Source organism: Agrobacterium sp. 20P9.1.2, assembly GCF_057799395.1.
On sequence record NZ_JBYOKI010000001.1, the window covers coordinates 936,351 to 961,477 of the forward strand.

At 56.5% G+C, this 25,127-nt stretch carries 25 protein-coding genes and 1 tRNA gene; 14 read left to right on the forward strand and 12 right to left on the reverse strand.

The window, feature by feature from the left end:
* The first annotated feature begins 453 nt into the window (after positions 1-453).
* Positions 454-720 carry an SEL1-like repeat protein gene (locus tag AC27VJ_RS04620; RefSeq protein ID WP_113087161.1) on the forward strand — a complete coding sequence of 89 codons (267 nt, stop codon included), beginning with the start codon at positions 454-456 and terminating at the stop codon, positions 718-720.
* A 212-nt stretch (positions 721-932) separates the two neighbouring features.
* Here the strand turns inward: AC27VJ_RS04620 and AC27VJ_RS04625 are convergent, their stop codons facing one another.
* The 4 genes from AC27VJ_RS04625 to AC27VJ_RS04640 all read right to left on the reverse strand — a co-directional run bounded on the left by AC27VJ_RS04625 (position 933) and on the right by AC27VJ_RS04640 (position 3,371).
* Positions 933-1,517, reverse strand: coding sequence for a hypothetical protein (locus tag AC27VJ_RS04625; RefSeq protein WP_488682991.1), 585 nt, complete (start codon positions 1,515-1,517; stop codon positions 933-935).
* A gap of 6 nt (positions 1,518-1,523) precedes the next feature.
* Entirely contained in the window at positions 1,524-1,685 is a 162-nt protein-coding gene (locus tag AC27VJ_RS04630; protein WP_162727727.1) for a hypothetical protein, read from the reverse strand.
* An 86-nt stretch (positions 1,686-1,771) separates the two neighbouring features.
* The gene (locus AC27VJ_RS04635) at positions 1,772-2,884 is read right to left on the reverse strand and encodes a pyridoxal phosphate-dependent aminotransferase (RefSeq protein ID WP_488682992.1); all 1,113 of its coding nucleotides are present in this window, start codon (positions 2,882-2,884) and stop codon (positions 1,772-1,774) included.
* A gap of 133 nt (positions 2,885-3,017) precedes the next feature.
* The gene (locus AC27VJ_RS04640; protein ID WP_113087158.1) at positions 3,018-3,371 is read right to left on the reverse strand and encodes a hypothetical protein; all 354 of its coding nucleotides are present in this window, start codon (positions 3,369-3,371) and stop codon (positions 3,018-3,020) included.
* A 282-nt stretch (positions 3,372-3,653) separates the two neighbouring features.
* On the opposite strand from AC27VJ_RS04640, the gene AC27VJ_RS04645 reads away from it, so the two are divergent.
* Positions 3,654-4,871 (forward strand): NAD(P)/FAD-dependent oxidoreductase, encoded by a 1,218-nt coding sequence (locus AC27VJ_RS04645; protein WP_488682993.1) that lies wholly within the window; start codon positions 3,654-3,656, stop codon positions 4,869-4,871.
* A 10-nt stretch (positions 4,872-4,881) separates the two neighbouring features.
* Positions 4,882-5,676, forward strand: a complete 795-nt coding sequence (locus AC27VJ_RS04650) for an aldolase/citrate lyase family protein (protein WP_488682994.1) — start codon at positions 4,882-4,884, stop codon at positions 5,674-5,676.
* Positions 5,677-5,682: 6 nt separating this feature from the next.
* Here AC27VJ_RS04650 and AC27VJ_RS04655 read toward each other — a convergent pair whose 3' ends face one another.
* From AC27VJ_RS04655 to AC27VJ_RS04665, 3 genes are all read right to left on the reverse strand, one after another.
* On the reverse strand, positions 5,683-5,859 hold the full coding sequence (locus AC27VJ_RS04655; protein WP_488682995.1) for a hypothetical protein: 177 nt from the start codon (positions 5,857-5,859) through the stop codon (positions 5,683-5,685).
* A gap of 103 nt (positions 5,860-5,962) precedes the next feature.
* Complete coding sequence (locus AC27VJ_RS04660; protein WP_488682996.1) at positions 5,963-6,313, reverse strand: hypothetical protein; 351 nt, start codon at positions 6,311-6,313, stop codon at positions 5,963-5,965.
* 106 nt (positions 6,314-6,419) lie between these two features.
* Positions 6,420-6,510 (reverse strand) — tRNA-Ser (locus AC27VJ_RS04665).
* Between the two features lie 1,272 nt (positions 6,511-7,782).
* On the opposite strand from AC27VJ_RS04665, the gene AC27VJ_RS04670 reads away from it, so the two are divergent.
* On the forward strand, positions 7,783-8,886 hold the full coding sequence (locus AC27VJ_RS04670) for a porin (RefSeq protein WP_113087141.1): 1,104 nt from the start codon (positions 7,783-7,785) through the stop codon (positions 8,884-8,886).
* Positions 8,887-8,998: 112 nt separating this feature from the next.
* Here the strand turns inward: AC27VJ_RS04670 and AC27VJ_RS04675 are convergent, their stop codons facing one another.
* The gene (locus AC27VJ_RS04675) at positions 8,999-9,202 is read right to left on the reverse strand and encodes a hypothetical protein (protein WP_113101620.1); all 204 of its coding nucleotides are present in this window, start codon (positions 9,200-9,202) and stop codon (positions 8,999-9,001) included.
* Here AC27VJ_RS04675 and AC27VJ_RS04680 point away from each other — a divergent pair.
* Positions 9,195-10,301, forward strand: coding sequence for a porin (locus tag AC27VJ_RS04680; RefSeq protein WP_113087139.1), 1,107 nt, complete (start codon positions 9,195-9,197; stop codon positions 10,299-10,301). The genes AC27VJ_RS04675 and AC27VJ_RS04680 overlap by 8 nt on opposite strands.
* A 171-nt stretch (positions 10,302-10,472) precedes the next feature.
* Here AC27VJ_RS04680 and AC27VJ_RS04685 read toward each other — a convergent pair whose 3' ends face one another.
* Positions 10,473-12,545, reverse strand: coding sequence for a lytic transglycosylase domain-containing protein (locus AC27VJ_RS04685; protein ID WP_488682997.1), 2,073 nt, complete (start codon positions 12,543-12,545; stop codon positions 10,473-10,475).
* A gap of 379 nt (positions 12,546-12,924) precedes the next feature.
* Between AC27VJ_RS04685 and dapA the strand changes: the two genes are divergently transcribed.
* Positions 12,925-13,809 (forward strand): 4-hydroxy-tetrahydrodipicolinate synthase, encoded by an 885-nt coding sequence (gene dapA / locus AC27VJ_RS04690; RefSeq protein WP_488682998.1) that lies wholly within the window; start codon positions 12,925-12,927, stop codon positions 13,807-13,809.
* Between the two features lie 111 nt (positions 13,810-13,920).
* Positions 13,921-14,403, forward strand: a complete 483-nt coding sequence (gene smpB / locus AC27VJ_RS04695; protein WP_113087137.1) for an SsrA-binding protein SmpB — start codon at positions 13,921-13,923, stop codon at positions 14,401-14,403.
* Positions 14,404-14,436: 33 nt separating this feature from the next.
* Here smpB and AC27VJ_RS04700 read toward each other — a convergent pair whose 3' ends face one another.
* The 3 genes from AC27VJ_RS04700 to AC27VJ_RS04710 form a co-directional block, all read right to left on the reverse strand.
* The gene (locus tag AC27VJ_RS04700) at positions 14,437-16,473 is read right to left on the reverse strand and encodes a GAF domain-containing protein (protein WP_488682999.1); all 2,037 of its coding nucleotides are present in this window, start codon (positions 16,471-16,473) and stop codon (positions 14,437-14,439) included.
* Between the two features lie 241 nt (positions 16,474-16,714).
* Positions 16,715-18,211, reverse strand: a complete 1,497-nt coding sequence (locus tag AC27VJ_RS04705; RefSeq protein ID WP_488683000.1) for a methyl-accepting chemotaxis protein — start codon at positions 18,209-18,211, stop codon at positions 16,715-16,717.
* Between the two features lie 174 nt (positions 18,212-18,385).
* Positions 18,386-18,958, reverse strand: coding sequence for a LabA-like NYN domain-containing protein (locus tag AC27VJ_RS04710; RefSeq protein WP_488683001.1), 573 nt, complete (start codon positions 18,956-18,958; stop codon positions 18,386-18,388).
* Positions 18,959-19,242: 284 nt separating this feature from the next.
* On the opposite strand from AC27VJ_RS04710, the gene rpoZ reads away from it, so the two are divergent.
* The 7 genes from rpoZ (at position 19,243) to rnc (ending at position 25,126) form a co-directional block, all read left to right on the forward strand.
* On the forward strand, positions 19,243-19,638 hold the full coding sequence (gene rpoZ / locus AC27VJ_RS04715) for a DNA-directed RNA polymerase subunit omega (RefSeq protein ID WP_113087133.1): 396 nt from the start codon (positions 19,243-19,245) through the stop codon (positions 19,636-19,638).
* 131 nt (positions 19,639-19,769) lie between these two features.
* A complete protein-coding gene (locus AC27VJ_RS04720) occupies positions 19,770-22,004 on the forward strand; it encodes a RelA/SpoT family protein (RefSeq protein ID WP_353576318.1) in 2,235 nt (744 codons plus the stop codon).
* A gap of 188 nt (positions 22,005-22,192) precedes the next feature.
* Positions 22,193-22,339 (forward strand): DUF3563 domain-containing protein, encoded by a 147-nt coding sequence (locus AC27VJ_RS04725; protein ID WP_077106133.1) that lies wholly within the window; start codon positions 22,193-22,195, stop codon positions 22,337-22,339.
* Between the two features lie 122 nt (positions 22,340-22,461).
* Entirely contained in the window at positions 22,462-23,040 is a 579-nt protein-coding gene (locus AC27VJ_RS04730) for a DUF2062 domain-containing protein (RefSeq protein ID WP_113087131.1), read from the forward strand.
* A complete protein-coding gene (gene acpS, locus AC27VJ_RS04735) occupies positions 23,037-23,441 on the forward strand; it encodes a holo-ACP synthase (protein ID WP_488683002.1) in 405 nt (134 codons plus the stop codon). The genes AC27VJ_RS04730 and acpS overlap by 4 nt, the downstream gene beginning before the upstream one ends.
* A 222-nt stretch (positions 23,442-23,663) precedes the next feature.
* A complete protein-coding gene (gene lepB / locus AC27VJ_RS04740; protein ID WP_113087129.1) occupies positions 23,664-24,410 on the forward strand; it encodes a signal peptidase I in 747 nt (248 codons plus the stop codon).
* Positions 24,407-25,126 (forward strand): ribonuclease III, encoded by a 720-nt coding sequence (gene rnc, locus AC27VJ_RS04745; protein ID WP_113087128.1) that lies wholly within the window; start codon positions 24,407-24,409, stop codon positions 25,124-25,126. Before lepB ends, rnc begins: the two co-directional genes overlap by 4 nt.
* Position 25,127: the final 1 nt, after the last annotated feature.

A 25,127-nucleotide genomic window follows, 5' to 3' on the forward strand; every position in this document is an offset into this window, starting at 1 on the left:
TCGCAACTCCTCATGCGAATGCGCAGATTTATAGTTTACGTGGACGTAAAAGGAAATACGGGCTGCGGCTAAATTCGGCGCTTTTTCACGCCTTTGCGCCGCGAAAAATCATCCATCGAAAAATGTCGAGTTGGGACGTGGTTACGAAAGGGTTGAATTTCATCCGTAAACTTTTCGTAAAATTGTCCGCAAAGTCCTTAATTTCCGGGCCTTGTGATATTTAACAAAAACCCAACTTTACCAATCGTTTGGACTTTGTTTGTCCCCTATTAATCATGGATTTTAAGCGCCCGTTGAAGCCCGTTTGGCATAGTGGGGACATCGAAAGAGCAGGGAAAACCTGCCGACGGAAAAGGCCAGAACAAGCCGCAGAAGACGGTAAGGCCTTCAAACCGGAAAGCTCCCGCAGAGGAGCCAAGACAGAGAGAAAACGGGCAAACAGGATAAAGAAAAATGGCACGCTTTGAAGTTCGCGATATCGAAATGGCAGTCGCCGGTGGCCAAAGCCGCGCGGACGTCTTCTGCAACCTCGGCCTGATCTACGCGACAGGCCGCGGCTGCCCGGTGGACCTCATTGCTGCCCACAAATGGCTCAACATCGCCGCCATCAAGGGTTCGGAACGGGCAGCTTCGCTGCGCGCCGATCTGGCCCGCAACATGAACAAGGCAGACCTCGCAACGGCACTACGCGCCGCCCGCGACTGGATGACCACACACTAACAATCGAGCACCGGACCAACCGGCGCCAGATAAAAAGACAGAGCGGTCCCAAGACCGCCATTCTCACCGGCTGGTTTCCTCCAGTCCCGGCCGGATACAAAAAGAATACTCCCGTAAAGGGACAGCTCAGATCCACGCTGAAAACATCAAACCGTGACCGGCAGAAACAAGGCCGGCACGGTTTTTTTGTATGTCGGATTGGGTTTCCTAGGCTATAGGTCCGAGGAAGGAACCCGGAAAACGCCTTTGATTTTATCAGGGTTGCATATTGCGATCTGGGTGTGGGTTTTCTCTCTGAAGCCGGAATTGGCGTAAAGCCTCCCTCCCTCCTGAAACACGCCGCGAACTGAATCAAATTTCTGCAAGCGCGCATGTTCTCTGCTGGAATGGAGGTAATTAATCACAGCGCAGTCGAGATTTCGAAATAGTAAGTCTGGCCCGAGCTCATTGGTTGGCATTGCTAGTCCGGGGATCTTGTCGATGACAGCTTCCAAACCCCTGTAGGAATCGACAACGAGATCAACGCCACGAGAAGATGTGAGATCGAGGCAAAAGCCGAGATCAAGTACTGCGCCTACCACCGTGACATCGTCAGGGTCACGTTGTTTGCGGCTTTGAACCTCACGAAAAAATTGAATGCCTCTTCTGGGGTTGGCCTCCCAGAAATAGATGCCTTTTCCAAGCCAGTCGTAGGCATTTTCGCTTGGGCGAAATGGATCGCCATTCAGCAAGCTGTTAGCAACGGCTTTGCTACAGCCATGATATCCAAGGACGAAGGAAGTGCTGAGCGAGTGCAAGACAGATCAGGCAACTTTTTGGTGATTATACTCGGCAGCCAACTCGCCGTTTTCATCGACAATGCCAATTTCTTGCAAATAATTAAGGGCAGCTTCCTTGGAGCGTGTAGCCGCTTTACGCGTATCACGCAGTGCCTGTTTTGTTTTTTCAAACTCTTCTTTGGTCATATCAAGCGCTCATCACTACATATGCTGAACTCAGTCTCTCACAAGAACAACGCGCAATCAACCATTCGTTGTTACGTGCTTTCCATTTAACCCAACCCCGTCAGCACCTTCGGCAGCGCTTCGGCAAACAAATCCAGTTTGGCGTCTGGGGCCGCACTCACGCGGATGCAGCGGTTCAGCGGTTCTACGCCGGGCATGCGGACGAAGACGCCGTGTTCCATCAGGCCGTCCACGATGGCTTTGGCGTAAGCGCCATCCTTGTGGCAATCGATGGTGACGAAGTTGGTGGCGGAGGGAAGGGGGGAGAGGCCGTTCTGGCGGGCGATGGTGGAGATGCGCTCGCGGGCATTGGCGATGCGTTTGACCACATCGCGCAGATAGGCCTGATCCTTCAGGGCTGCCAGCGCGGCTGCGACCGACACACGGGGCATGCCGAAGTGATTGCGGATTTTATCGAAGGCCTGCGCGTTGCCAAGCGTGCCGATGGCATAACCCACGCGTGCGCCAGCCAGACCGTAAGCCTTGGAGAAGGTGCGCATGCGCAGTACGTTGGGCATGCCGATCATCGCGCGGACGCTGGGAACGGCGCTTTCCGGCGCAGTTTCACAATAGGCCTCATCCAGCACCAGCAGACAGGTTTCCGGCAGGGCCTTGGCAAAGGTCAGAACCTCGCTCGCTTCCCACCAGCTGCCCATGGGGTTATCCGGATTGGCGAAATACACCAGCGGCGCGTTTTCCTTTTTGACCTGATCGAGCAGGCCATCCAGATTTTCATGGTCATCGAAATAGGGTGTGGTGACCAGACGACCGCCAAAACCATTCGCATGGTAGTTGAAGGTGGGGTAACCGCCATAGGAGGTGACAACAGGCGTGCCGGGTTCCACCACCAGCCGCACGATCTCTCCCAGAAGTCCATCCACACCGTTGCCGATGGCGATATTGTCGCGCGAAACGCCGTGGTAGATGGCGAGCGCTTCCCGCAATTCGAAATTTTCCGGGTCGGAATACATCCAGGTCTCGGATGCCGCCTGCTTCATAGCCTCCAGCACGGAAGGAGCAGGGCCGAAGCCGCTCTCATTTGCGCCGATTCGTGCCTTAACGGCGAGCTTGCGGTTGCGCTCTATCGCCTCTGGCCCCACGAAAGGCACGGAGGATGGAAGCGAAGCGGCGAGCGACGTAAAGCGCGAAAATGCGGACATTTCAGAGAGTTCCGTTATCCGTTGAAAGACGGGCCTCACAATAGAATCAAAATTGGCCCGCGCAAGGCGGGCCGGAAATATTGTCGTTGTTTTTTAAAGGGGTGTTCGCCCGCAAGGCAGAACGGACTGGCCGTCAAACCGCCGTTTCGAAGCTCAGGCGGCGAATGTGATGCAGGAATTCCGCATCGATCAGCATGTTGAAGCCGACCGTTGCCTGTTCCACTTCGCGCCGGATCAAGGTGCAGCCGATCTCATCGCGAATGCCCAGCACTTCCAGATAGAAATTACTCGGCAAATCCAGATGTGGGCTGACTTCTATATCCGCGCCGTAAAGCGAAATATTGCGGATGAGGCAGCGCATGGTGTTCTTGGCGCTGAGATGGTGGCCGATGAAGGTGATCTTGCCGGGACGATCCACACTGTATTTTTCATACATCTCGTCCTGTGGAACGGCGTCGTTCGCATTGATGTTGATATTGAGCGCCATGACAACCTCCCGATTGCCTTTTTGTTCTTGATACAATCTTACGCCCGCTTCATTGCCGAATGCTGAATGGAAACGCTCAAATTAAAACGTTTCTGGCCTGTTTTGCCACAGCGCTTCATGCCGATGACACGGACGCCCGTGCTGAAACGTGTTTAGTCCCAGAAGGTTGCGCAAAACTGTTTCGCTGAAGCGTCTGGCCAGCAGGGCAGGCGGTCAATGTGGTTGACGTGCTGCGTACTTGGCGTTACGCCTTGGTGAACTTTAGGACTGATGGAGCAGCATATGGCAGGCACACTCGTCATCGTTGGTGCGGGCCAAGCCGCCTTTTCCCTTGCCGCCAAACTGCGCGCGTTAAAGGACGAGCGTCCGATTACCATTGTCGGTTCCGAGGCGGTTCTGCCTTACCAACGCCCACCGCTTTCCAAGAAATATCTGATAGGCGAAATGAGCTTCGACCGGCTGGAGTTTCGGCCTGCCGAATGGTTTGCCGAAAACAATGTCGATCTCCGTCTTTCTACCTGGGTCGAGGAGGTAGACCGCAACGCCAAAACCGTGCGCATGCAGGATGGCAGCCGCCTTTCCTATGATAAGCTGGCGCTGGCCACAGGCGCCACGCCCCGCACCTTACCGGCAGGCGTGGGCGGCGATCTGGATGGCGTGCTGACGGTTCGCGACAAACGCGACGCCGACCGGCTGATGGAAGAGATGCACCCGGGCCGCAAATTGCTGGTCATCGGTGGCGGCTATATCGGGCTGGAAGCGGCAGCCGTTGCCCGGCAGCTGGGGCTTGAGGTCACGCTGATTGAAATGGCGGATCGTATATTGCAACGGGTCGCTTCTGCCGAAACCGCCAGCATCATGCGCGACATTCACCAATCCCGCGGCGTTACGATTCGCGAAAAGACCGGGCTGACGCGGTTGATCGGCACGGACGGGCGTGTAACCGCCGCAGAGCTTTCTGATGGCACGATGCTGGAGGTGGATTTCGTGATAGTCGGCATTGGCGTGATCCCCAATGACAGGCTGGCACGCGATTCGGGGCTGGATATCGGCAACGGCATTCTGGTCGATGCCTTCACCCGCACGTCCGATCCGGATATTCACGCCATGGGTGACTGCGCCCTATTGCCGCTGAACGGCCAGAATGTCCGGCTGGAATCCGTGCAGAATGCCGTGGATCAGGCAGAGGCCGCTGCCGTTGTTCTGGCGGGAGAGGACAAGCCTTACCAGCCTAAGCCGTGGTTCTGGTCCGACCAATATGATGTGAAATTGCAGATTGCCGGTTTCAACATGGGTTTTGACGAGACCATGCTGCGCCCCGGCCAGCGCGAAGGCAGCCATTCCATCTGGTATTTTCGGCAGGGCCAGTTCGTTGCCGTGGATGCGATCAACGATGCCAAGGCCTATGTCAGCGGTAAGAAGCTGCTCGATACCGGCAAGCAGCCGAATCGCGCTGTCCTTGCCGACCATTCCGCCGACCTGAAATTGCTGCTTTCTTAAAGGACTTTCCATGCCCGTCTCAGAAAACCGCTTCAAGACCGCCATTCATCAGGGCAAGCCGCAAATCGGCTTGTGGCTGGACATGGGCGAGGCCATTACCGCCGAGATTGCCGGAACTGCCGGTTTTGACTGGCTGGTCATCGACGGCGAGCATGGGCCGAACGATCTGCGCAGCATCATTGACCAGTTGCGGGCGCTTGCCACATCCCCAGCCGAGCCGGTGGTGCGGGTGCCGACGGGCGAAAGCTGGATCATCAAGCAACTGTTGGATGCCGGTGCACGCACGCTGCTCATTCCCATGGTCGATTCGGCGGCGCAGGCGCAGGAACTGGTCGCAGCCATGCATTATCCACCGCGCGGCATTCGCGGAATGGGTGCCGTCGTGGCGCGGGCATCGGGTTTCAACACGATCGAGAATTATGCGCAAAGCGCCTCTGACGGCTTATGCCTTTTGGTGCAGGCTGAAACGCGTGCGGCAATTGCCGATCTCGATAACATCCTCAACGTCGATGGAATCGACGGCGTTTTCATCGGCCCGGCAGATCTGGCCGCCGATATGGGCTATCTCGGACGCATCGATGAGAAGGAAGTGCAGGATGTGATCGAAGGCGCGATCCGCAAAATCGTTGCGGCAGGCAAGGCCGCTGGTATCCTGACCTTCAACGAAACCTATAATAAGCGCTATCTGGAGCTCGGCGCGTCTTTTGTGGCCGTCGGCGCTGACGTCACGGAGTTTTCAAATGCCATCCGCGCGCTCTGCGCCCGCTACAAGGGCGGGGAAGCCGTAAAGGCTTCCAGCTACTGATTCTGCTCAATCATCATTACTGGCATTGAGCTTCGCCGGGTGGATGCCTTCTTCGCCGGAAAACAGAAAGCCCTCGCGGATCAGCCATTCTCTCAAAATGCGCTGGATCGCCTCTTCGCGCTCCAGATTGCTTTCATTGGCAAAAGCGGCCAGGGCTGTTTCCAGTTCTTCGGTAAAGTGCATCGCGGTTCTCCCTTAAGATGGTGCTGGAGCATTGGCGTTCCAGAATAACAAAAAAGGCAAGGAGAATTATTCTCCCTGCCTCTTTATGAATGGTTATGAAAACTTAGCGCCAGCGATAAAGGCTGCTGCTCTTCTGCTCATTGGCCGCTGTCGCAACGAAATAGCCGAGAGCAAAGCCCAGCGCGCCGACGACTGTCAGCAGCGATGTCGCCGTACCCGGATTTTCCTTAACGGCTTCAACCACATTGTGGCCCTGCGCCTTCACCGTCTGAGCGGCGGTCTGTGCCACGCGTTGCACACGGCCACGTGCTTCATCAACGAATTCCGAAGCATCTTCGGACAAAGTACCCGCACGCGCCGAAACGGATTTGGAAAGCGAAGAAATCTGCGAACGCAGCTCTGCAATCTGATTCTCGACTGTGTCTTCCACAACGTTCAATTTGGTCTGAGCCATTTGAAATCACCTCTTGCTGTTGGTCGAGGTGGTAACGCGGTAGGCGCACGAATGTTCCGCAGTGCAGCGACATTGATATAAGGGAAATGTAAGGGGATTGTTTTGATGGCGGAGAGGATGGGATTCGAACCCACGATACGCTTTTGACGTATACTCCCTTAGCAGGGGAGCGCCTTCGACCACTCGGCCACCTCTCCGGTAGAGGGGTGATTAGGTTCTTTCACTTTTCAAATCAAGCGCTTTTTCAATCTCATCGAGCTTTTCCGTATTTTAGTTACTTCCAGTTCCTCGCGGTTCGAAACGTAAAGCAGATTAAGGCTGAGGAGGTGAAAACGTGGCATTCACGGCGCCGCCGGATCATCTTTTTCTGCTGAACACTCCGATCAACAACTCTCCAGCTCTTTCCCATCGAGACAAATTCAGCCAAGGTTCCGCCATTATGTGCAGTTTTCACCAGATTGATACTGTTACACATGATCATCACCGTCGCATCGCGATATAGCTGAACGGCTTGGTGCAAAAGTCTCTTATTCGAGGGACTGCTACATGCAGTCTAACAAGTAAGTTTCCGCTTATTGAAATCGTCTGATCCATGCATCGTTTGGTCTATCTCCCGCACGACGTTCGATCCGTCCTTCGCGCCGATCACTGCCGCGATTATAATCGCGATTGTAACGATCGCGGCGATCGTAGTCTCTAAAACCTCTATCACGATCGTAAGACCGATAATACACTCCAGTGGAATAACCTCCACTGCGGTATCCACGGTCATCAACACATCCGCTTAGGATGCCGACGGATATAAGGCAAATCGCTGCGTTCAAAAGTTTCATTGGTTTTATCTCCCTTAAGTGAAGGCTAACGTGCATAACTATTTCCGGTTCCATGTCGCCCGAAGCAACATCGGCTCGTTAGCAGATACTGGACGGTCCGACCTTTCCGTAGATATCAAAGTCACCATGACTTCGAGGTTGGATGTGGAAAAAATTCCGGGTTCGATTCGAACTACGACGAATTGAGCAGTTGATGATTCTGTCGCCAACGGATGCCTCACACGACTGTTTTGGTCTAAATCGAGATCAGCGGGGCGATGGGATCATGCGCTCTAGTGCAAACCAAACGGCAAAAATCGTGTGGTTTTGGTAGCCTATCCTATGCTGCCCGCCCTGTGGGTTGTTTTCCACCACGCTATAAGTACCAGATTCAAAAGAGATATTTTAATATCTTGTAAACCTTTGTCATAGTTCAGGGACCCGAATGTGTGTTTTTGGCAACATCTTGAGATGAAGCAGCTTGGGAAACCTGTCATAACTGCTTTTGCCGATTGCAAGCGCGGCGAGCTTCCGTATTTTCAGCAACGGAAGCGCGGCGGTGGATCGTCCGTTTTCAGAAAACACGGGAATGGGGCAGGGAATGCTGTCCTTCAGCTTAAGAACCCAGACCCTTTTGAAACTTGACTGGAGGTCAACATGAACATCAAGAGCCTTTTGATCGGCTCCGCTGCAGCTCTCGCAGCAGTATCTGGCGCCCAGGCTGCCGACGCAATCGTCGCTGCTGAGCCAGAGCCCCTGGAATACGTTCGCGTTTGCGACGCTTTCGGAACAGGCTTCTTCTACATTCCTGGCACTGAAACCTGCCTGAAGTTCTCTGGTTACGTTCGTTTCCAGACAGACTTCGGTCGCGATGAATCCGGCACTTCTGACTGGAACACATTCACGCGCGCTCAGTTCAACGTTGACACACGTACAGACACTGAACTCGGTGCTCTGCGCGGCTTCATCGAATTCCGCGGCAATGCTGAACGTGACGGCGATTCCGCTCTCAACATCCAGCAGGCTTTCATCGAGCTCGGCGGCCTGAAGGTCGGTAAGTTCTACAGCTGGTGGGATGATGGTCTTTCTGGCGAAACAGACGACCTCGGCAACGAAACACTGTTCAACTCCATTCGTTACACCTACGATGCAGGCTCTTTCTGGGCTGGCGTTTCGGTTGATGAACTGGAAGGCACAGGCGCTGACTTTGTAGCCGTTGGTGGAACTCCAGTTCTCGGCGTTTTCCCAACAGGTACGACTGAAGCTGACAATAACGTAGGTATTGCTGCTGGCGTAGGTACGAAGCTCGGCGGCGCAACGCTTGCTCTGATTGGTGGCTACGACGTTGATCAGGAAGAAGGCGCTGTTCGTCTGATCGGCACTGCTGACATCGGTCCTGGTACGTTTGGTCTCGGTGGCGTATGGTCTTCTGGTCCTAACGCTTACTACGCGCAGGCTGAATGGGCTATTGCTGCAGAATACGCAATCAAGGCAACTGAGCGTTTGACTATCACTCCTGGCGCACAGTACTACAAGAACATCGCAAGCGCAGCATCTGTTGCCGACCTCAACGGTTCTGGCGATGCATTCGACGGCATTCGTGCTGGCGATTGGTCCAACGACGACGCTTGGAAGGCTGGCTTGACGGTTGATTACAAAATCACTGACGGCCTGACCACCAAGATGACTGTTAACTACATCGACGCCGACAACGCTGACGACCAGGTCACTGGCTTCGTTCGCCTTCAGCGCACGTTCTAATCTGATCTGACTTTTGTCAGTGATGGAAAACCCGGCTTTAGAGCCGGGTTTTTTGTTTCGTGGTTTCGTGTTGGTTATCTTGATGCGAATAGTCGCGCTGAACGATGTGGCATTAAGAGACGATTAATACCTTGGCCAGCTCGCGGTCGATTTGTGACGAAGTTGCAACAGCATGGCGGCATCGGTTCGCGATTGCTTCCAAATCACTTCTTTCAAGATTGCGCGAATCTTTCGTTATGGCTTTAATCGATTTCAAGGACAGCACTTTCCCACCCGCTGCTTCCTGACGAATTGACTTGGAGGTCATCATGAACATCAAGAGCCTTTTGATCGGCTCCGCTGCGGCTCTCGCAGCAGTATCCGGCGCCCAGGCTGCCGACGCTATCGTCGCTGCTGAGCCAGAGCCCCTGGAATACGTTCGCGTTTGCGACGCTTTCGGAACAGGCTTCTTCTACATTCCAGGCACCGAAACCTGCCTGAAGTTCGGCGGTTACGTTCGTTTCCAGACCAGCTTTGGTCGCGACCTGTCCGGCACATCTGACTGGAACTCTTTCACGCGCGCTCAGTTCAACGTTGACACTCGCACAGACACCGAACTCGGCGCTCTGCGTGGCTTCATCGAATTCCGTGGCGATGCTGAACGTGATGGCGACTCGGGCCTCAACATTCAGCAGGCATTCATTGAACTCGGCGGCTTGAAGGTCGGTAAGTTCTACAGCTGGTGGGATGACGATCTCTCGGGCGAAACAGACCTTCTGTCTTCCAACACACTGTTCAATTCCATTCGTTACACATACGATGCGGGTTCTTTCTGGGCTGGCGTTTCGGTTGACGAACTGGAAGGCACGGGCGCTGACTTCGTAAACATCACCGGTGACGACGGTCTTGGAAACCTTCTCGGAACACAGGAAGCTGACAATAACGTAGGCATCACCGCTGGTTTAGGCGCGAAGTTTGGCGCTGCAACTCTTCAGCTGATCGGTTCTTATGACGTTGATCAGGAAGAAGGTGCCATCCGCGGTATGGTGTTTGCTGACATCGGTCCTGGCACACTCGGCCTCGCAGGTGTTTGGGCATCTGGCCCTAACGCTTACTACGCGCTGTCTGAGTGGACAGTTGCTGCAGAATACGCGATCAAGGCAACTGACAAGCTGACAATTACTCCAGCTGCGCAGTATCTTGCAAACGTGTCCACTTCGGCTGACTTTGGTTCGCTGGTTGGCGGCGTGTTCGAATCCACTGGCACTGCTATCGTCACGAACGATTTCTCCAGCCGCGACGCATGGACTGCCGGTGTAACGGTTGATTACAAAATCACCGACGGCCTGTCCACGAAGGTTACTGCAAACTACTACGACGAAGATGGTGCCGACGATCAGGTCACCGGCTTCGTTCGCCTTCAGCGCGACTTCTAATCTGATCTGACTTCCAGTCAGTGATGGAAAGCCCGGCTCTTGAGCCGGGCTTTTTCGTTTTCAGTTGGCGCGTGTGCACTTCGAGCTGGTTGAAGCGAGCAACCAGCGCCGGCAAACAAAAAAGCGCCGATCTCTCGGCGCTTTACATCCTGCTCTCATCCGGCGCGCAGCTCAGCCCGGGCGGCCGTTCCTGAGGTCTGACACAATGTCGGCTTTCTGGCCAAGGCGGGTTTTGTAGATTTGGTAGTTTTCCATGACCCGCTGCACGTAGTTGCGGGTTTCGGGGAAGGGGATGCGTTCGATCCAATCGACCACGTCGTCGATGGGTTTGCCGCGGGGGTCGCCGTAGCGGGTGATCCATTCCGGAACGCGTTTGGGGCCGGCGTTGTAGGCGACGAAGGTCAGGATGTAGGAGCCGCCGAAGCTGTCGATCTGTTCGCCGAGATAATGCGCGCCGAGCGTGGCGTTGTAGCCTGCATCGGTCGTCAGCTTGGCCTGGGTGAAATCCATGCCGTGGCGGCTGGCGACGCCTTTTGCGGTGCCGGGCAGAAGTTGAAGCAGGCCGCGCGCATTGGCGGGCGAGACGGCCGCGGGGTTGAACGCGCTTTCCTGTCTGGCGATGGCGTAAGCCAGAGCCTTGCCGGAGCCGGAAATATTGGCGCTGCCGGGAATAACACCGATAGGATAGGCAAGGGCTGCGGCATCGATACCGCGGCTGAAGGCGGTCTTGCCGATTTGCAGCGAGACCTGATGATTGTTGTTTCTTTCCGCCCGCGCTGCGAGAATAGCGAGTTCACCGGGGCTGTCGATCTGTTCGGCCAGTGCCCGATACAAGCTATCGGCGCGCCAGCTATAGCCAGCGGCTTCCAGCCGCTCTATCGCGCGCACCGCTTCTCGGTCGGCAAAGGTATGTCTGTCAGCATCCGTGGGGGAAGGGTAGGTGACGTTGATCGTCGTCGTGCCGATTCGCGCTGCCGCCAGTTGGCCGTAGAATGTGCCGGGGTGGGCTGCTGCCTTGGTGAAAAAGTCACGCGCATCGCCCGGCCCACCAGCTTCGGCAGCCCGGCCCAACCAGTAATAGGCGCGCGACGATGACAGTGGGCGGTTCGAAGTCGCGAGTAGCGCGTTGAAATGTTTCGCCGCCGCAGCCGGGTCTTGCAGCGCCCGCAGCGCGTACCAGCCGGCGTGGAATTCCGCATCGGCAATATCCACCGCCGATGTCGCTGAATGGTTGGCGGTGATGAGGTAGGCCTGCTTGAAATCGCCAAGATCGGCCAGCCCGCGCGCGATGATTCGCCGCTCGTTCCACCATTCACCGGGGTTGACGAGTTTCGCCTGGTCCTTCGGCGCTTGCGCCAGAAGCTTTGCGGCGTCCTCGTATTTCTGCTGATGGCGCAGGCTTTCCACGCGGGCAAAGAGATAGGCGGGATCATTGCGCAATTCGGGGCTGACGGCAGTGAGTGCTGCCGGTGCATTCTTCGTTCGTTGCAGCACGGCGGCCCATGCGGTGTAGAGCGACGGCGCCTTGCCGAGATCGCCAAAGCGCTTCGCCTGGCTCACGCGGCTGCGATACATCAGGTAATCCATGCGCGCCTTGTGATCGGCAGCAGAGAGAAGGCCGGGAAACTGGGCCATGACCCGATCTTCCAGATCCGTATCCATGCCTTCGCTGGCCCACAGCTGGCGGATGAGCTTTTGCGCCTGCGCGGTGTTGCCGGACGCGTTCAGCGCCAATGCAAGCGCAATCGTGCCTTCCGGCGTTTCCGGGCTGGTGGTGCCGAAGGTGGCAATGACCTGCGCTGCGGGCGGGTTTTCCCGCAACAGTGCGCGTTCGGAATTGGCGCGGAAGGTGGCGACGCCCGGCCAGCCGGCAAGTTCCTTCTGGGCGATGGCAATTTCGCTCGACGCAACATCCTTCTGGCCAGAGATCGCAATGGCCCATGTCAGGATATGACGGTCGAGGCTGGTCGTGGGCAGGGCGTTGCGAATGGAAATGGCGCGCAACGCATCTCGGCTGGACAGCGCATCAAGCCCGGCCTTCAGGTCCGATACGTCAAGCGGGGCGTTGGGGCGAATGATGGAGCCGGTAACATCGGGTGTCGCAGGCAAAAAGGCAGGCACGGTGGGTGCATTCGGTTTGACGTAGGGCAAGGGCACAACGCCGTCAGGGGCCGGGCCTGCCCAGGCGCTCCACACGGTTGCGGCAAGGCCCGCGGCCACCAAGCTCAAAGCTGTTTTCTTCATGCCTCTACTCGCGACTTCGGAACGGCTCGCCTCAGCCACTCCAAGTTTGTGTTCAAGTCTGCACCGGAAACCGTTCTTTTTCGGGCCGATCTCTGGCGGGTCATATGCATTCCATTAGCCGCTTTCAGCATTAACGAAACCTTACCGAGACACCTCGCATTCGATCAAATTTCGGTCAGAGACGGCTTTGTTCGGCGCTTTGCCCGATGTTTGCCGGGTGCAATTCCGGCGTATTCACAAGCTCTGAAACTATTTGCGTTTCGAGGCTCAAAAGACGCTTTTGCCCGCTTGTCGGTGGCTTTGCCCCACACTAATGTGACATCGTTTTAACCATGGAATGCGGCTGAAGCATGAACTGGCTCACCGCAAGGAGTTTTGCATGTTCAAGGGATCCATTCCCGCCCTCATTACGCCGTTCACCGCCGATGGCGCTGTGGACGAAACGGCGTTTGCCGCCCATGTGGAGTGGCAGATTGCCGAAGGCAGCAGCGGCCTCGTGCCTGTCGGAACCACAGGGGAATCTCCAACCCTGTCCCATGACGAGCACAAACGGGTCGTTGAACTGTGCGTGGAAACGGCGGGCAAACGGGTTCCGGTCATTGCTGGCGCAGGCTCCAACAACACTCGTGAAGCCATCGAGCTTGCCCTGCATGCGCAGGAAGTGGGCGCAGATGCGCTGCTGGTGGTGACGCCCTATTACAACAGGCCGACGCAGAAGGGCCTGTTTGCGCATTTCTCCGCCATTGCCGAAGCGGTGACGCTGCCCATCATCATCTACAATATCCCGCCGCGCTCTGTCATCGACATGTCGCCGGAAACGATGGGCGCGCTGGTCAAGGCGCATAAGAACATCGTCGGCGTCAAAGACGCGACCGGCAAGATCGACCGTGTGTCGGAGCAGCGCATTGCCTGTGGCAAGGACTTCGTCCAGCTGTCTGGCGAAGATGCGACCGCTCTTGGCTTCAACGCCCATGGCGGTGTTGGCTGTATTTCCGTTGCGGCCAATGTCGCGCCGCGCCTCTGTGCGGAGTTTCAGGCGGCAACGCTTGCCGGAAATTATGCGCTGGCGCTGGAATATCAGGATCGCCTCATGCCGCTGCACAAGGCCATCTTCATCGAGCCCGGCGTTTGCGGCACGAAATATGCTCTGTCACGCACCCGCAATGGCAGCCGCAAGGTTCGCTCGCCGCTGATGGACACGCTGGAACCAGCAACGGAAACCGCCATCGACGCCGCGCTGAAACATGCAGGCCTGATCAACTGAAATGAACCTGAGGTGCGCTGGCAACGGCGCACCTTCACTTTCGGCACCTTTGCCACTACATAGGGGACCGAACCGCAGATCATTGCGGATGAATAAAAGACGGATTGAAACATGGCCCCCAAAGGCAGTCAGCGTGTCGTAAACAAGATCGTTGCGGAAAACCGCAAGGCTCGCTTCAACTACGAAATCCTCGATACTTACGAGGCTGGAATCGTGCTGACTGGCACGGAGGTCAAAGCCCTGCGCGATGGCAAGGCGAATATTGCCGAATCCTATGCGTCGGATGAAGGCAATGAAATCTGGCTGATCAACTCGCATCTGCCAGAATATCTGCAGGCCAACCGCTTCAACCACGAGCCGCGCCGCCGTCGTAAGCTGCTGTTATCCAAGCGGGAAATCAACCGCATGCGCGTGGGCATCAACCGCGAAGGCATGACGCTGGTGCCGCTGAAGATTTACTTCAACGATAAGGGCCGGGCGAAGCTGGAACTGGCGCTGGCCAAGGGTAAGAAGCTGCACGACAAGCGCGAGACGGAGAAGGAACGCGACTGGAACCGCCAGAAATCGCGTCTTCTCAAGGGCGGCGCGAGCTGAGCCGCGCCCCTTAGCGCTGATTATCTTCTGAGATTATTCGCCCAGTTCCATGACGAGCGATAGCGGCGCGCGGAAAGTGGCAACCAAGCCGCTGGGCGTGAAGTTTTTCTCCACATCGCCCGTACCGGCAATGCCCATGCGGATGAGGCGCGAGCCAAAGCCGCGACGTTCGGGCTCGGACGCGGGCGGGCCGCCTTTTTCTTCCCATTTCAGTGTCAAAATGGGCTTTTCCGTATCATCCGAAACATGCCAGCTGATGTTCACCACGCCTGCATCTGTGGAAAGCGCGCCGTATTTGATGGCGTTCGTGCCCAGCTCATGCAGCAGCAGGGAAAGCGACAGACCGGCCTTAGGCCCCAGCGGAACCTCCGGGCCGGAAATGACGATTTTGCCATCGCCAGCATGAAGGTGCATGACCTTGCCGATGACATCACGCAGCCGCGCTGTGGACCATGATTGCTGAAGCAGCACGTCATGGGCGGAGCTGAGTGCGTGAAGGCGACCGTTGAAAGCAGCGACGGCGTCCTTTTCGGTGACGTTACGCAGCGTCTGTGCGGCGATTGCCTGCACGATGGACAGCGTGTTCTTCAGCCGGTGGCTGAGCTCCTGATTGAGCAGCCGCTGTTCCGATTCGGCATTCAGCCGCGCAATGGCGGCATAAGCACGGTCGGCCACACCCCAGGCGAAATCGAGCTCCAGCTTGCTCCAGAAACGCGGCCTGGAATCATGGGCGAATAGCACGCCGACAAGCACGCCCCGGTCGATGATGGGTACCATGACGAAGGACCGCACGCCCATGGCGACATAGGCGTCCAAATCCTCTTCCAGCCAGCTGGCGGCGTTGATGTTGGGTACGGCCAGCGTATCGCCAACCTCGAGGCGGGTGATCGTCGCGCTGAAATCGCTTGCGGAATGATGACCGGCAATCGAGGGAACATTGGGCGCCAGCCAATTGAATTCAACGAAGAAATTATCGGTGGCGCTGTTGACGGTCGCATATCCGGCGCGGCTGACGGCAAGGCCTTCGGCCAGAATTTCTGCGGTGATGCGGGAGATATCCTCCACCGTCTTGCCGACACGCAGACGGTCGCCCAGCGTCAGAAGCGCTGCGATGCGGGCATCCTTACGCTTGGAATCGGTGACATCGATGACGATGCCGATCATCTTGGTTGGCTTGCCGAATTCGTTTTCGATGAATTGCGCGCGCCGCGCCACCCAGCGCACACGCTGATCGTTGCCACGGCGAATGCGATATTCCACACTCAGCGGTGCGTTGGTATCGCCCTTGATAGCCGCTTCAGAGGCGGTCTTCTTGTCGGCATCGATAATGAGCTTCTGGAATACGGACGCCTGATAATGACGGTGTTCCGGCACGCCGAAAATGCGGCAGAATTCTTCGGAAACGATCATCGCGTCTGTTTCGAGATCGACCTCGAAAATGCCGATGCGCCCTGCATCATGGGCCGCCTTGGAGCGGGCGTCGTTGACCAGCAGTTCTTCGTTCTGAGCGCCCACCTTGCTGGCGCGAATCTGTCTCTTTGCTGAAAGGCGGCGCTCCAGCGCCAGATCATGCGACATGCCCTGCATGGTGCGTCGCAACTCCAGCTGCGACATGACCTGGCGGGCAAGGGCCTTTAGTGACGCCTTTTGCGACTCCGACAGCTCCTGCGGCTCATAGCCCAGTGCGCAAACCGTGCCGATGGCCAGGCCATCATCAGATTTTAAAAGCGCACCAGCGTAAAAGCGGATATGCGGCGCGCCTGTGACGAGTGGATTGCAGTCGAAGCGCGGGTCTTTGGTCGCGTCCGGCACGACCATGAAATCCTGTTCGAGAATGGCTCTTGCGCAAAAAGAGCTGTCCAGCGGCGTTTCGCGTACGCCCAAACCTACTTCGGCCTTGAAGAACTGCCTGCCATCGCCAATCAGGTTAACCACCGCAATAGGGGTGCCGCAAATGGCGGAGGCCAGCTGCGCAATGTCATCGAAATCCTGCTCTCGCGGCGTATCAAGGACATTGTAGCTTTCGAGCGCTGCCAGTCGACGTTGTTCTTTAGAAGCGATACCTTCCATGGGCCTTTGTAATCTGTTCTTTTTATTGCCGTGCCGATCTCAAATCAGCCTGTTATCCGGCCCATTTGATACAATTATCCGCAGCATTACCATAAGAAAAAACGAATGAACTAAAATGTTTTCAATATCGACGGATGCCCGCTCACGGTGGATTGATACACTATGCGCGAATGAACAAAACGCCGTGTGATCCATCGGGATCGCACGGCGTTTTTCAACGTAACATTAGGGGCAGGGACGGTCAGGCGGCTCGATAACTCGGCTGTTCGTAGCGCATGGATTTTTGCACGTTGAAGCGGCTGACAAGGGCGGCGAGATTGTTGCTGACATCGCTCAGGCCATGGGTGGCGGCGTTGGTTTCTTCGACCATGGCGGCGTTTTGCTGGGTCAGCTGATCCATGCTGCTGATGGCGGCATTGATTTCCTGAATGCCCATGGCCTGCTCCTGCACGGCCTTGGTGATGGCGCCGATATGGTCCTGAATATGATCGACCTTGCCGCCGATGGAGTTGAGCGCTTCGCCGGTGCGGTTCACCAGCGATACGCCATTGGTTACGTCCTGCGACGATTTGTCGATGAGAACGCGGATTTCCTTGGCGGCGTTGGCGCTGCGCTGGGCCAGTTCGCGCACTTCCTGCGCCACGACCGCGAAGCCCTTGCCTGCTTCACCGGCACGCGCGGCTTCCACTCCGGCATTGAGCGCCAGAAGATTGGTCTGGAAAGCGATTTCATCGATGACGCTGACGATCTGGGTGATCTTCTGCGACGATTGCTCGATGGCGCTCATCGCTTCCACGGCTTCGGTCACCACGTGGCGTGAGCGTTCGGCTTCCTCGGCGGAACTCTTGACGATGTTCTGCGCCTGCTGGGTACGCGCGGCAGATTGCTGCGAGATGGTGGTGATCTGGTCGAGAGCGGCAGCGGTCTCTTCCAGAGATGCAGCCTGCTGCTCGGTGCGGCGGGCCATGTCATCGGTGGAGGCGGTGAGTTCGCGGGTGTTTTCGGAAATCTTGTGCGATTCCTCGATGATCTCGGAAAATGCGCCCGAGAGTTTGCTGATCGCCACGTTGAAATTGTTTTTCAGCTCATTGAATTCCGCAGCGAGGTCGCCATCGAGGCGCGATGTCAGGTCGCCCTGTGCCATGTGGTTCAGCGCGGTGTTGAGAACGGCAAGCGCCTGCGCCTGTTCTTCCTTCATGCGCTGCTGCTCGCTTTCGGATTTCGCACGCTCTTCGGCAAGCGCTTCGAGATAGACCGAGATCGAATAGTCCATGTCCAGAAGTGCGGCCTTGATGGCAATGGTCATGTCCTTGGCGACCTTCTTGCCCTTCTTTTCGACCATGAAACCTTTCAGTTCCGATTCGACGATGGCCTTGATGATGCCTTCCAGAATGAGGGCATAGCCGCCAATGTACCAGCGCGGCTCGAGGCCCAGGCGGGCATGAGTACGGCCAATGGCGGTGACGGCTTTGGTGTAATCGCTGTCGAAAGAACCCGAGGAAATCCGCGACCAATGCTGGATCTGCATGGTTTTGGCATGCTGGATATGGGCTTCATTGTTGAAGAACTTTGCCGTATCCGGCACGGCGCGTGCCTTTTTGTAAAAGGCATCCAGCGATCCATCCAGCGAGGCCGTGATGGTGGGCTTCAGCGCGGCGAGATCCTGTCGCTGTTGCGGGCCAAGACCCAAAAACTCAAGTCTCTCCGCAAGCTGTTGCCCGCCCGTCTGTCCGCTCATTCCCTGGTCCCCTAAACCGTCGCGACACGACCCCAAATCATGTCAAAGTAGAGTGTAGAGAACACTTTTATGCTTAATGAAGAGCTAAAATTGCATTCTATTTATTATCAAAAATAAAAAAGCGCGTATTCCATTTAAGGGATACGCGCTTTGATATTGCAACTTGGCGAATTGTTACTCGACTGATTCGGTCGGTTCCACAACGCGATGTGCGCGTTCACTCGGATCGCGACCGATTTCTGCTTTCAGCGACAGAAGATCGATGAAGTGATCGGCCTGACGGCGCAGATCATCGGCAATCATCGGCGGCTGTGTCGACATAGTGGAGATGACGGAAACCTTGCGGCCCCGGCGCTGTAGCGCATCCACCAGCGTCGTGAAGTCACCGTCACCGGAAAACAGCACCAGATGGTCCACCGTTTCGGACTGTTCCATGGCATCGACAGCAAGTTCGATGTCCATGTTGCCCTTGATCTTGCGGCGGCCCATGGCGTCGGTGAATTCCTTGGCGGGCTTTGTCACGACCTTGTAACCATTATAGTCCAACCAGTCGATCAAAGGGCGGATCGAGGAATATTCCTGATCTTCGATGAGCGCCGTGTAATAGTAAGCGCGCAGCAGATAGCCGCGCTTCTGGAACGCTTTCAGAAGCTTGCGGTAATCGATGTCAAATCCGAGGCTTTTTGAAGCGGCGTAGAGATTGGCCCCATCGATAAAGAGTGCAATTTTTTCGCGTGGGTCGAACATTAAAACTAAATCCTCCTAAGGCGAGCTCCCCGCCAATAATTCAAACAGTAACAGGCTTGCGAATATAAACGCATGAGTCAGTACATTATTAAGCATTCATATAAGCGTCATTATCCCCCAGTCCAGCCCCTTTCAAACAATTATGGATAAAGTTTAATCCAATTGGCGGAAATGGAGGCAAGAGGGGCTTGTGAACGGCACGGATGAGGAAAAACTTGAAATCTGTGGCCAATGCCTGTATCGGGACGGGTAATCCGCGACATTAAGACCGCAAAGGACAGGCAATGGCCCGTGTCACCGTAGAAGATTGCATTGATAAAGTAGACAACCGTTTCGAACTGGTTCTTCTTGCCAGCCATCGTGCGCGCCAGATTTCTCAAGGGTCGCAGATCACTATCGATCGCGACAACGACAAGAACCCTGTTGTTGCGCTGCGCGAAATTGCAGACGAAACGCTGTCTCCCGACGACCTGAAGGAAGACCTGATCCACTCGCTGCAGAAGCATGTGGAAGTGGACGAGCCAGAGCCCGATCCGGTCTCGATTGCCGCCGCCGGTTCTTCCAGCGACGCAGAAGACGACGATGCGCCGGAAAGCATCAACTTCGACCAGATGTCGGAAGAAGATCTTCTGGCCGGTATCGAAGGCCTTGTGCCGCCGGAAAAGAACGACGACTATTGATTAACCGAAGCGCAGCCGGGCAGGGTACCGGTTACGCTCTGTAAAGCTTTGTCGTCATAATCTGAACCCAGATTATGCAGCAGTGTGCGTCGGTCTAGATCGGCGCACTTTTTTTTCGGGGCATCCCATACATGATGCGACAGTACGAACTCGTCGAGCGGGTTCAAAAATACAAGCCTGAAGCCAATGAGGCCTTGCTGAACAAGGCCTATGTCTATGCCATGCAAAAACATGGCCAGCAAAAGCGTGCCAACGGCGACCCCTATATTTCGCATCCGCTGGAAGTCGCGGCCATCCTCACCGAAATGCATCTGGACGAATCGACCATTGCGGTCGCGTTGCTGCATGACACGATCGAAGATACCAGCGCCACGCGTGCGGAAATCGATGAGCTGTTCGGCGAAGACATCGGTCGCCTGGTGGAGGGGCTGACCAAGCTCAAGAAGCTCGATCTCGTTACCAAAAAAGCCAAACAGGCGGAAAATCTGCGCAAATTGCTGCTCGCTATTTCCGATGACGTGCGCGTTCTCCTCGTCAAGCTGGCAGACCGCCTGCACAATATGCGCACCATGGAGCATATGCCGGAGGACAAGCGCAGCCGCATTTCCGAAGAGACGATGGAAATCTATGCGCCGCTTGCCGGACGCATGGGCATGCAGGACATGCGCGACGAGCTGGAAGACCTCTCGTTCCGCTATCTCAACCCGGAAGCCTTCGATACCGTGACGAAGCGGCTTCAGGATCTGGAAGAGCGCAATCAGGGCCTCATCAAGAAGATCGAAGACGAGTTGCGCGAGCTTTTGATCGCCAATGGCGTCGAAGGTGCCTACGTCAAGGGACGCCAGAAGAAGCCGCATTCGGTTTTCCGCAAGATGCAGTCGAAGTCGCTGTCCTTCGAACAGCTGTCGGATGTCTACGGCTTCCGCATTCTGGTGCAGGATATTCCAGCCTGTTATGACGCGCTGGGCATCGTCCATACCCGCTGGCGCGTGGTGCCGGGCCGCTTCAAGGATTACATCTCCACCCCCAAGCAGAACGATTACCGCTCCATCCACACCACCATCGTCGGCCCGTCGCGCCAACGTATCGAACTGCAAATCCGCACCAAGCGCATGCACGAGATCGCCGAATTCGGTATTGCCGCGCATTCGCTCTACAAGGATGGCGAGATTGGCGATGGCGATGTGCTGTCGCCGGAATCCAACGCCTATTCCTGGCTGCGCCACACCATCGAAGCGCTGGCGGATGGCGATAGCCCGGAAGAGTTTCTGGAGCACACCAAGCTCGAACTGTTTCAGGACCAGGTCTTCTGCTTCACGCCCAAGGGCAAGCTTATTGCGCTGCCGCGCGGCGCGACGCCCATCGATTTCGCCTATGCGGTTCACACCAATATCGGTGACACCACGGTTGGTGCCAAGATCAACGGGCGGATCATGCCGCTGGTGACGCGCCTCAACAATGGCGACGAGGTGGAAATCATTCGCTCCGGCGTGCAGGTTCCACCTGCCGCTTGGGAAGAGGTGGTCGTGACCGGCAAGGCCCGCTCGGCCATTCGCCGCGCCACCCGCATGGCCATTCGCAAACAATATGCCGGTCTCGGTCATCGCATTCTCGAGCGCACTTTCGAGCGCGCCGGCAAGCCGTTCTCGCGCGAAGGTCTAAAGCCCGTGCTTCATCGGCTGGCGCAGAAGGATGTGGAGGATGCGATTGCCGCTGTCGGTCGCGGCGAGGTCTCCTCGCTCGATGTGCTGCGTGCCGTCTACCCTGATTATCAGGACGAACGCGTGACCGTGAAGATGACCGGCGACGATGGCTGGTTCAATATGCGCAGCGCGTCTGGCATGATCTTCAAGATACCCGGCAAATCCCGCTCCGTGCTGGAAGATGACGGTGCTGCCGAAGTGCTGGATGGTCCCGACCCGCTGCCGATCCGCGGCCTGTCTGACAATGTCGAGGTGCACTTCGGGGCGGCGGGTGCCGTGCCGGGAGACCGCATCGTCGGCATCATGGAAAAAGGCAAGGGCATCACCATCTACCCGATCCAGTCGCCTGCGCTGCAACGCTTCGATGACGAGCCGGAACGCTGGATCGATGTGCGCTGGGATCTGGATGAGGCCAACAAGTCCCGCTTCATGGCCCGGGTGATGATCAATGCGCTGAACGAGCCCGGCACGCTGGCATCGGTCGCACAATCCATCGCCACGCTGGACGTGAATATTCGCGGCCTGAACATGGTTAGAATCGGTACGGACTTTTCCGAGTTGGCACTCGATGTCGAGGTCTGGGATTTACGCCAGCTGAACCAGCTTCTGTCACAGCTCAAAGACCTTGACTGCGTCTCAACGGTCAAACGTGCCTTCGATTGAGGCAGTTTTGCCTAATAATTGACACTCAGGGCCGTTGTTATGCGCTCAGCGCATGGCAGCGGCCTTGTCCTGTCTGTAGTCATTGGCGGTAAACGGAACTATCTTCACTCCAGAAATCAAGAGCAAGAAAACGGCCAGCCGGGACAGACCCGATGATGTGGCCGATGTATCTGGAAAAGGAAAAGAAGATGTTTGGACCCCTTCGCAAGATCGCCCGTGCCGTTCGTGGCAAGACCACTCAGGAACGCGAATTCGATTACCTCAGCGACTCCGTATCGCGCATCGACCTGGAATTCCGCCAGCGCGAAGTCGATCGCGGCATGTTCCGCAAGTAATGCAAAAACGCATACCGGCCATGCCGGTATGGAATGATACGGAGCGCAAATGAAATGCGCTCTTTGGGTTCAGCCTGCGGTTTGCCCTTGGCGTATTCGAAACGATGCAATAAGTTCCTCTGATGCCGTTTCGCCGCCGTAAACCCGCTGGACCACTTGAACGATTGCGCGCCGCTCTTTGGCCGCGCATGGGTTTTCGCCGTTCGCTTCGGTACTTGAAGCTGAGGCTCGTGCGGCTGTCTGCATCTCCCTATTCCGTGGCGGCGGGTGTGGCGATTGGCGTGGCAGTCGCATGGACGCCCTTTCTCGGCGTTCATATCATCATCGCCATGGTTCTCGGCTTCATTTTGAGAGCCAATCTGGTGGCAGCCGCTCTCGGCACGACCTTCGCAAATCCCCTGACATTTCCGCTGATCTGGGCGTCCACCTGGGAACTCGGTCACTTCATTCTCGGGCGGGGAGACCGTAGCGCATCCCCGCATGTGGATTTCGTGTCGCTCTTCAGCCATATGAATTTCCTGCAACTGTGGCGGCCCGTGCTGGAGCCGATGACCGTCGGCGCGGTCATTCCGGCTGTGCTGTCTGCCATCATCGCCTATGTCAGCGTCTACGCGATCATCCGCAGTTTCAGGGCGCAGAAGCACCACATGCTGGCGCAGCATGTGGCCAACCGAAAATCCGCTTTGGGTATGACTGAATGATTATAGGCATGGGCAGCGATCTCATCGACATCCGTCGCATCGAGACCTCCATCTCTCGCTTCGGCGACCGTTTCACCAATCGATGCTTTACCGCCGTCGAGCAGGCCAAATCCGATGGCCGCAAGAACCGCGCCGCTTCCTACGCCAAGCGTTTCGCAGCCAAGGAGGCCTGTTCCAAGGCCTTGGGCACCGGTCTGGCGCAGGGCGTTTTCTGGAAGGACATGGGTGTCGTCAACCTGCCGAGCGGCAAGCCGACTATGATCCTGACCAATGGCGCGGCGACACGTCTCACCAAGCTTTTGCCCGCCGGGCATGAGGCTGTCATCCACCTCACCATCACCGACGAGTTTCCTTACGCGCAGGCCTTTGTCATAATCGAGGCACTGCCGGTAACCAAATAACGCTGAATTGCGGGGTTACAGGGGTTTACGGCTGGCTGGCAGTATGGAAACGCTTTCTTTTGTTTGGGAAACGCTCTAAAGCATGTCGCCAAAAGTGCGCATTGATCTTGCTAAAACGACATGCGCCAGAACACTGATTTAAAGCCTGAGCGTTACCTTTCTTCACGCAGCAGGCTTTACGGAAGTCCGTTGAAATTGAAGAACGAGCAGGCAGGTCTTTAAGTGTCCGAAAAAGCTGAAAAGAAGCAGAGCGCCCTTTGGGAAAACGTCAAGGTCATCGTGCAGGCGTTGCTTCTGGCAATGGTCATCCGCACAGTCCTGTTCCAGCCCTTCACCATTCCGTCCGGCTCTATGATGCCGACATTGCTGGTGGGCGACTATCTGTTCGTCAACAAGTTCTCCTACGGCTATTCGAAATATTCGCTGCCGTTCTCCCCGAACCTGTTTTCGGGCCGTATTCTCGAGTTCAGCGAGCCGAAGCGCGGTGACGTCGTTGTCTTCCGTCTGCCGCCGAACCCTGATGTCGATTACATCAAGCGCCTCGTTGGCCTGCCGGGTGACCGCATTCAGGTCACCAACGGCGTGCTGCTGATCAATGGTCAGCCGGTGCCAAAGCAGGCTGATGGTGTCTTCACCTCCGATTACCGTGCCGATCCCGGTGCAAACGTTCCGGTGTTCCGCGAAACGCTGGATAATGGCGTGACCTATGACACGCTGGACCAGTCGCCAGACTCGCGCGGTGACAACACCCGCGAATTCATCGTGCCTGAAGGCCATTATTTCATGATGGGCGACAACCGCGACAACTCGCTGGACAGCCGTTTCGACGTCGGTTTCGTGCCTGCTGAAAACCTGATTGGCCGCGCGAGCGTCATCTTCTTCTCGCTGGGCAACGACACGCCGTTCAGCCGCGTCTGGGATTGGCCAGCCAATATGCGTTGGGACCGCCTGTTCAAGGTCGTCAAATGAGCAAGACCAAACCGCTTTCGATGGAGGAAATCGGTCGTCTGGAAGCCCTCATCGGATATAATTTCAGAGAAAAGGCCCGGCTCGACCGGGCCTTGACCCATGCAAGCGCCCGTTCTTCCAAGGCCGGAAATTATGAGCGTCTGGAATTTCTGGGCGACCGTGTTCTGGGCCTCTGCGTCGCCGAACTGCTGTTTTCCACCTTCCGTTCGGCTAGCGAAGGTGAGCTTTCCGTTCGCCTCAACCAGCTGGTGAGTGCCGATTCCTGCGCGGCGATTGCCGATGAGATGGGCCTGCACCTGTTCATCCGCACCGGCTCCGATGTGAAGAAGCTGACCGGCAAGACCATGTTGAACGTGCGTGCCGACGTCGTGGAAAGCCTGATTGCCACCATCTATCTGGATGGCGGGCTGGAGGCTGCGCGCAGCTTCATCTTGAAATACTGGCAGAAGCGGGCCACCAGCGTGGATGCCGGTCGCCGTGATGCCAAGACGGAATTGCAGGAGTGGGCGCATGCAAAATTTGCGACGACTCCGCTTTACAGGATTGACGACCGCACCGGACCGGACCACGATCCGAGTTTCACGGTGACGGTGGAAGTACCCGGCGTTGCGCCGGAAACGGGCGTAGACCGCTCAAAGCGTGCCGCAGAGCAGGTGGCCGCGACCAGACTTTTGGAACGCGAAGGCGTTTGGCAGAAATCATCTGCCGCAAACTGAT

Coding starts and splice junctions, on each gene's coding strand:
- AC27VJ_RS04620 (WP_113087161.1), top strand. CDS start 454: ATGGCACGCTTTGAAGTTCGCGATATCGAAATGGCAGTCGCCGGTGGC.
- AC27VJ_RS04630 (WP_162727727.1), bottom strand. CDS start 1,685: ATGACCAAAGAAGAGTTTGAAAAAACAAAACAGGCACTGCGTGATACG.
- AC27VJ_RS04635 (WP_488682992.1), bottom strand. CDS start 2,884: ATGTCCGCATTTTCGCGCTTTACGTCGCTCGCCGCTTCGCTTCCATCC.
- AC27VJ_RS04640 (WP_113087158.1), bottom strand. CDS start 3,371: ATGGCGCTCAATATCAACATCAATGCGAACGACGCCGTTCCACAGGAC.
- AC27VJ_RS04645 (WP_488682993.1), top strand. CDS start 3,654: ATGGCAGGCACACTCGTCATCGTTGGTGCGGGCCAAGCCGCCTTTTCC.
- AC27VJ_RS04650 (WP_488682994.1), top strand. CDS start 4,882: ATGCCCGTCTCAGAAAACCGCTTCAAGACCGCCATTCATCAGGGCAAG.
- AC27VJ_RS04655 (WP_488682995.1), bottom strand. CDS start 5,859: ATGCACTTTACCGAAGAACTGGAAACAGCCCTGGCCGCTTTTGCCAAT.
- AC27VJ_RS04660 (WP_488682996.1), bottom strand. CDS start 6,313: ATGGCTCAGACCAAATTGAACGTTGTGGAAGACACAGTCGAGAATCAG.
- AC27VJ_RS04670 (WP_113087141.1), top strand. CDS start 7,783: ATGAACATCAAGAGCCTTTTGATCGGCTCCGCTGCAGCTCTCGCAGCA.
- AC27VJ_RS04680 (WP_113087139.1), top strand. CDS start 9,195: ATGAACATCAAGAGCCTTTTGATCGGCTCCGCTGCGGCTCTCGCAGCA.
- AC27VJ_RS04675 (WP_113101620.1), bottom strand. CDS start 9,202: ATGTTCATGATGACCTCCAAGTCAATTCGTCAGGAAGCAGCGGGTGGG.
- AC27VJ_RS04685 (WP_488682997.1), bottom strand. CDS start 12,545: ATGAAGAAAACAGCTTTGAGCTTGGTGGCCGCGGGCCTTGCCGCAACC.
- dapA (WP_488682998.1), top strand. CDS start 12,925: ATGTTCAAGGGATCCATTCCCGCCCTCATTACGCCGTTCACCGCCGAT.
- smpB (WP_113087137.1), top strand. CDS start 13,921: ATGGCCCCCAAAGGCAGTCAGCGTGTCGTAAACAAGATCGTTGCGGAA.
- AC27VJ_RS04700 (WP_488682999.1), bottom strand. CDS start 16,473: ATGGAAGGTATCGCTTCTAAAGAACAACGTCGACTGGCAGCGCTCGAA.
- AC27VJ_RS04705 (WP_488683000.1), bottom strand. CDS start 18,211: ATGAGCGGACAGACGGGCGGGCAACAGCTTGCGGAGAGACTTGAGTTT.
- AC27VJ_RS04710 (WP_488683001.1), bottom strand. CDS start 18,958: ATGTTCGACCCACGCGAAAAAATTGCACTCTTTATCGATGGGGCCAAT.
- rpoZ (WP_113087133.1), top strand. CDS start 19,243: ATGGCCCGTGTCACCGTAGAAGATTGCATTGATAAAGTAGACAACCGT.
- AC27VJ_RS04720 (WP_353576318.1), top strand. CDS start 19,770: ATGATGCGACAGTACGAACTCGTCGAGCGGGTTCAAAAATACAAGCCT.
- AC27VJ_RS04725 (WP_077106133.1), top strand. CDS start 22,193: ATGTTTGGACCCCTTCGCAAGATCGCCCGTGCCGTTCGTGGCAAGACC.
- AC27VJ_RS04730 (WP_113087131.1), top strand. CDS start 22,462: ATGCCGTTTCGCCGCCGTAAACCCGCTGGACCACTTGAACGATTGCGC.
- acpS (WP_488683002.1), top strand. CDS start 23,037: ATGATTATAGGCATGGGCAGCGATCTCATCGACATCCGTCGCATCGAG.
- rnc (WP_113087128.1), top strand. CDS start 24,407: ATGAGCAAGACCAAACCGCTTTCGATGGAGGAAATCGGTCGTCTGGAA.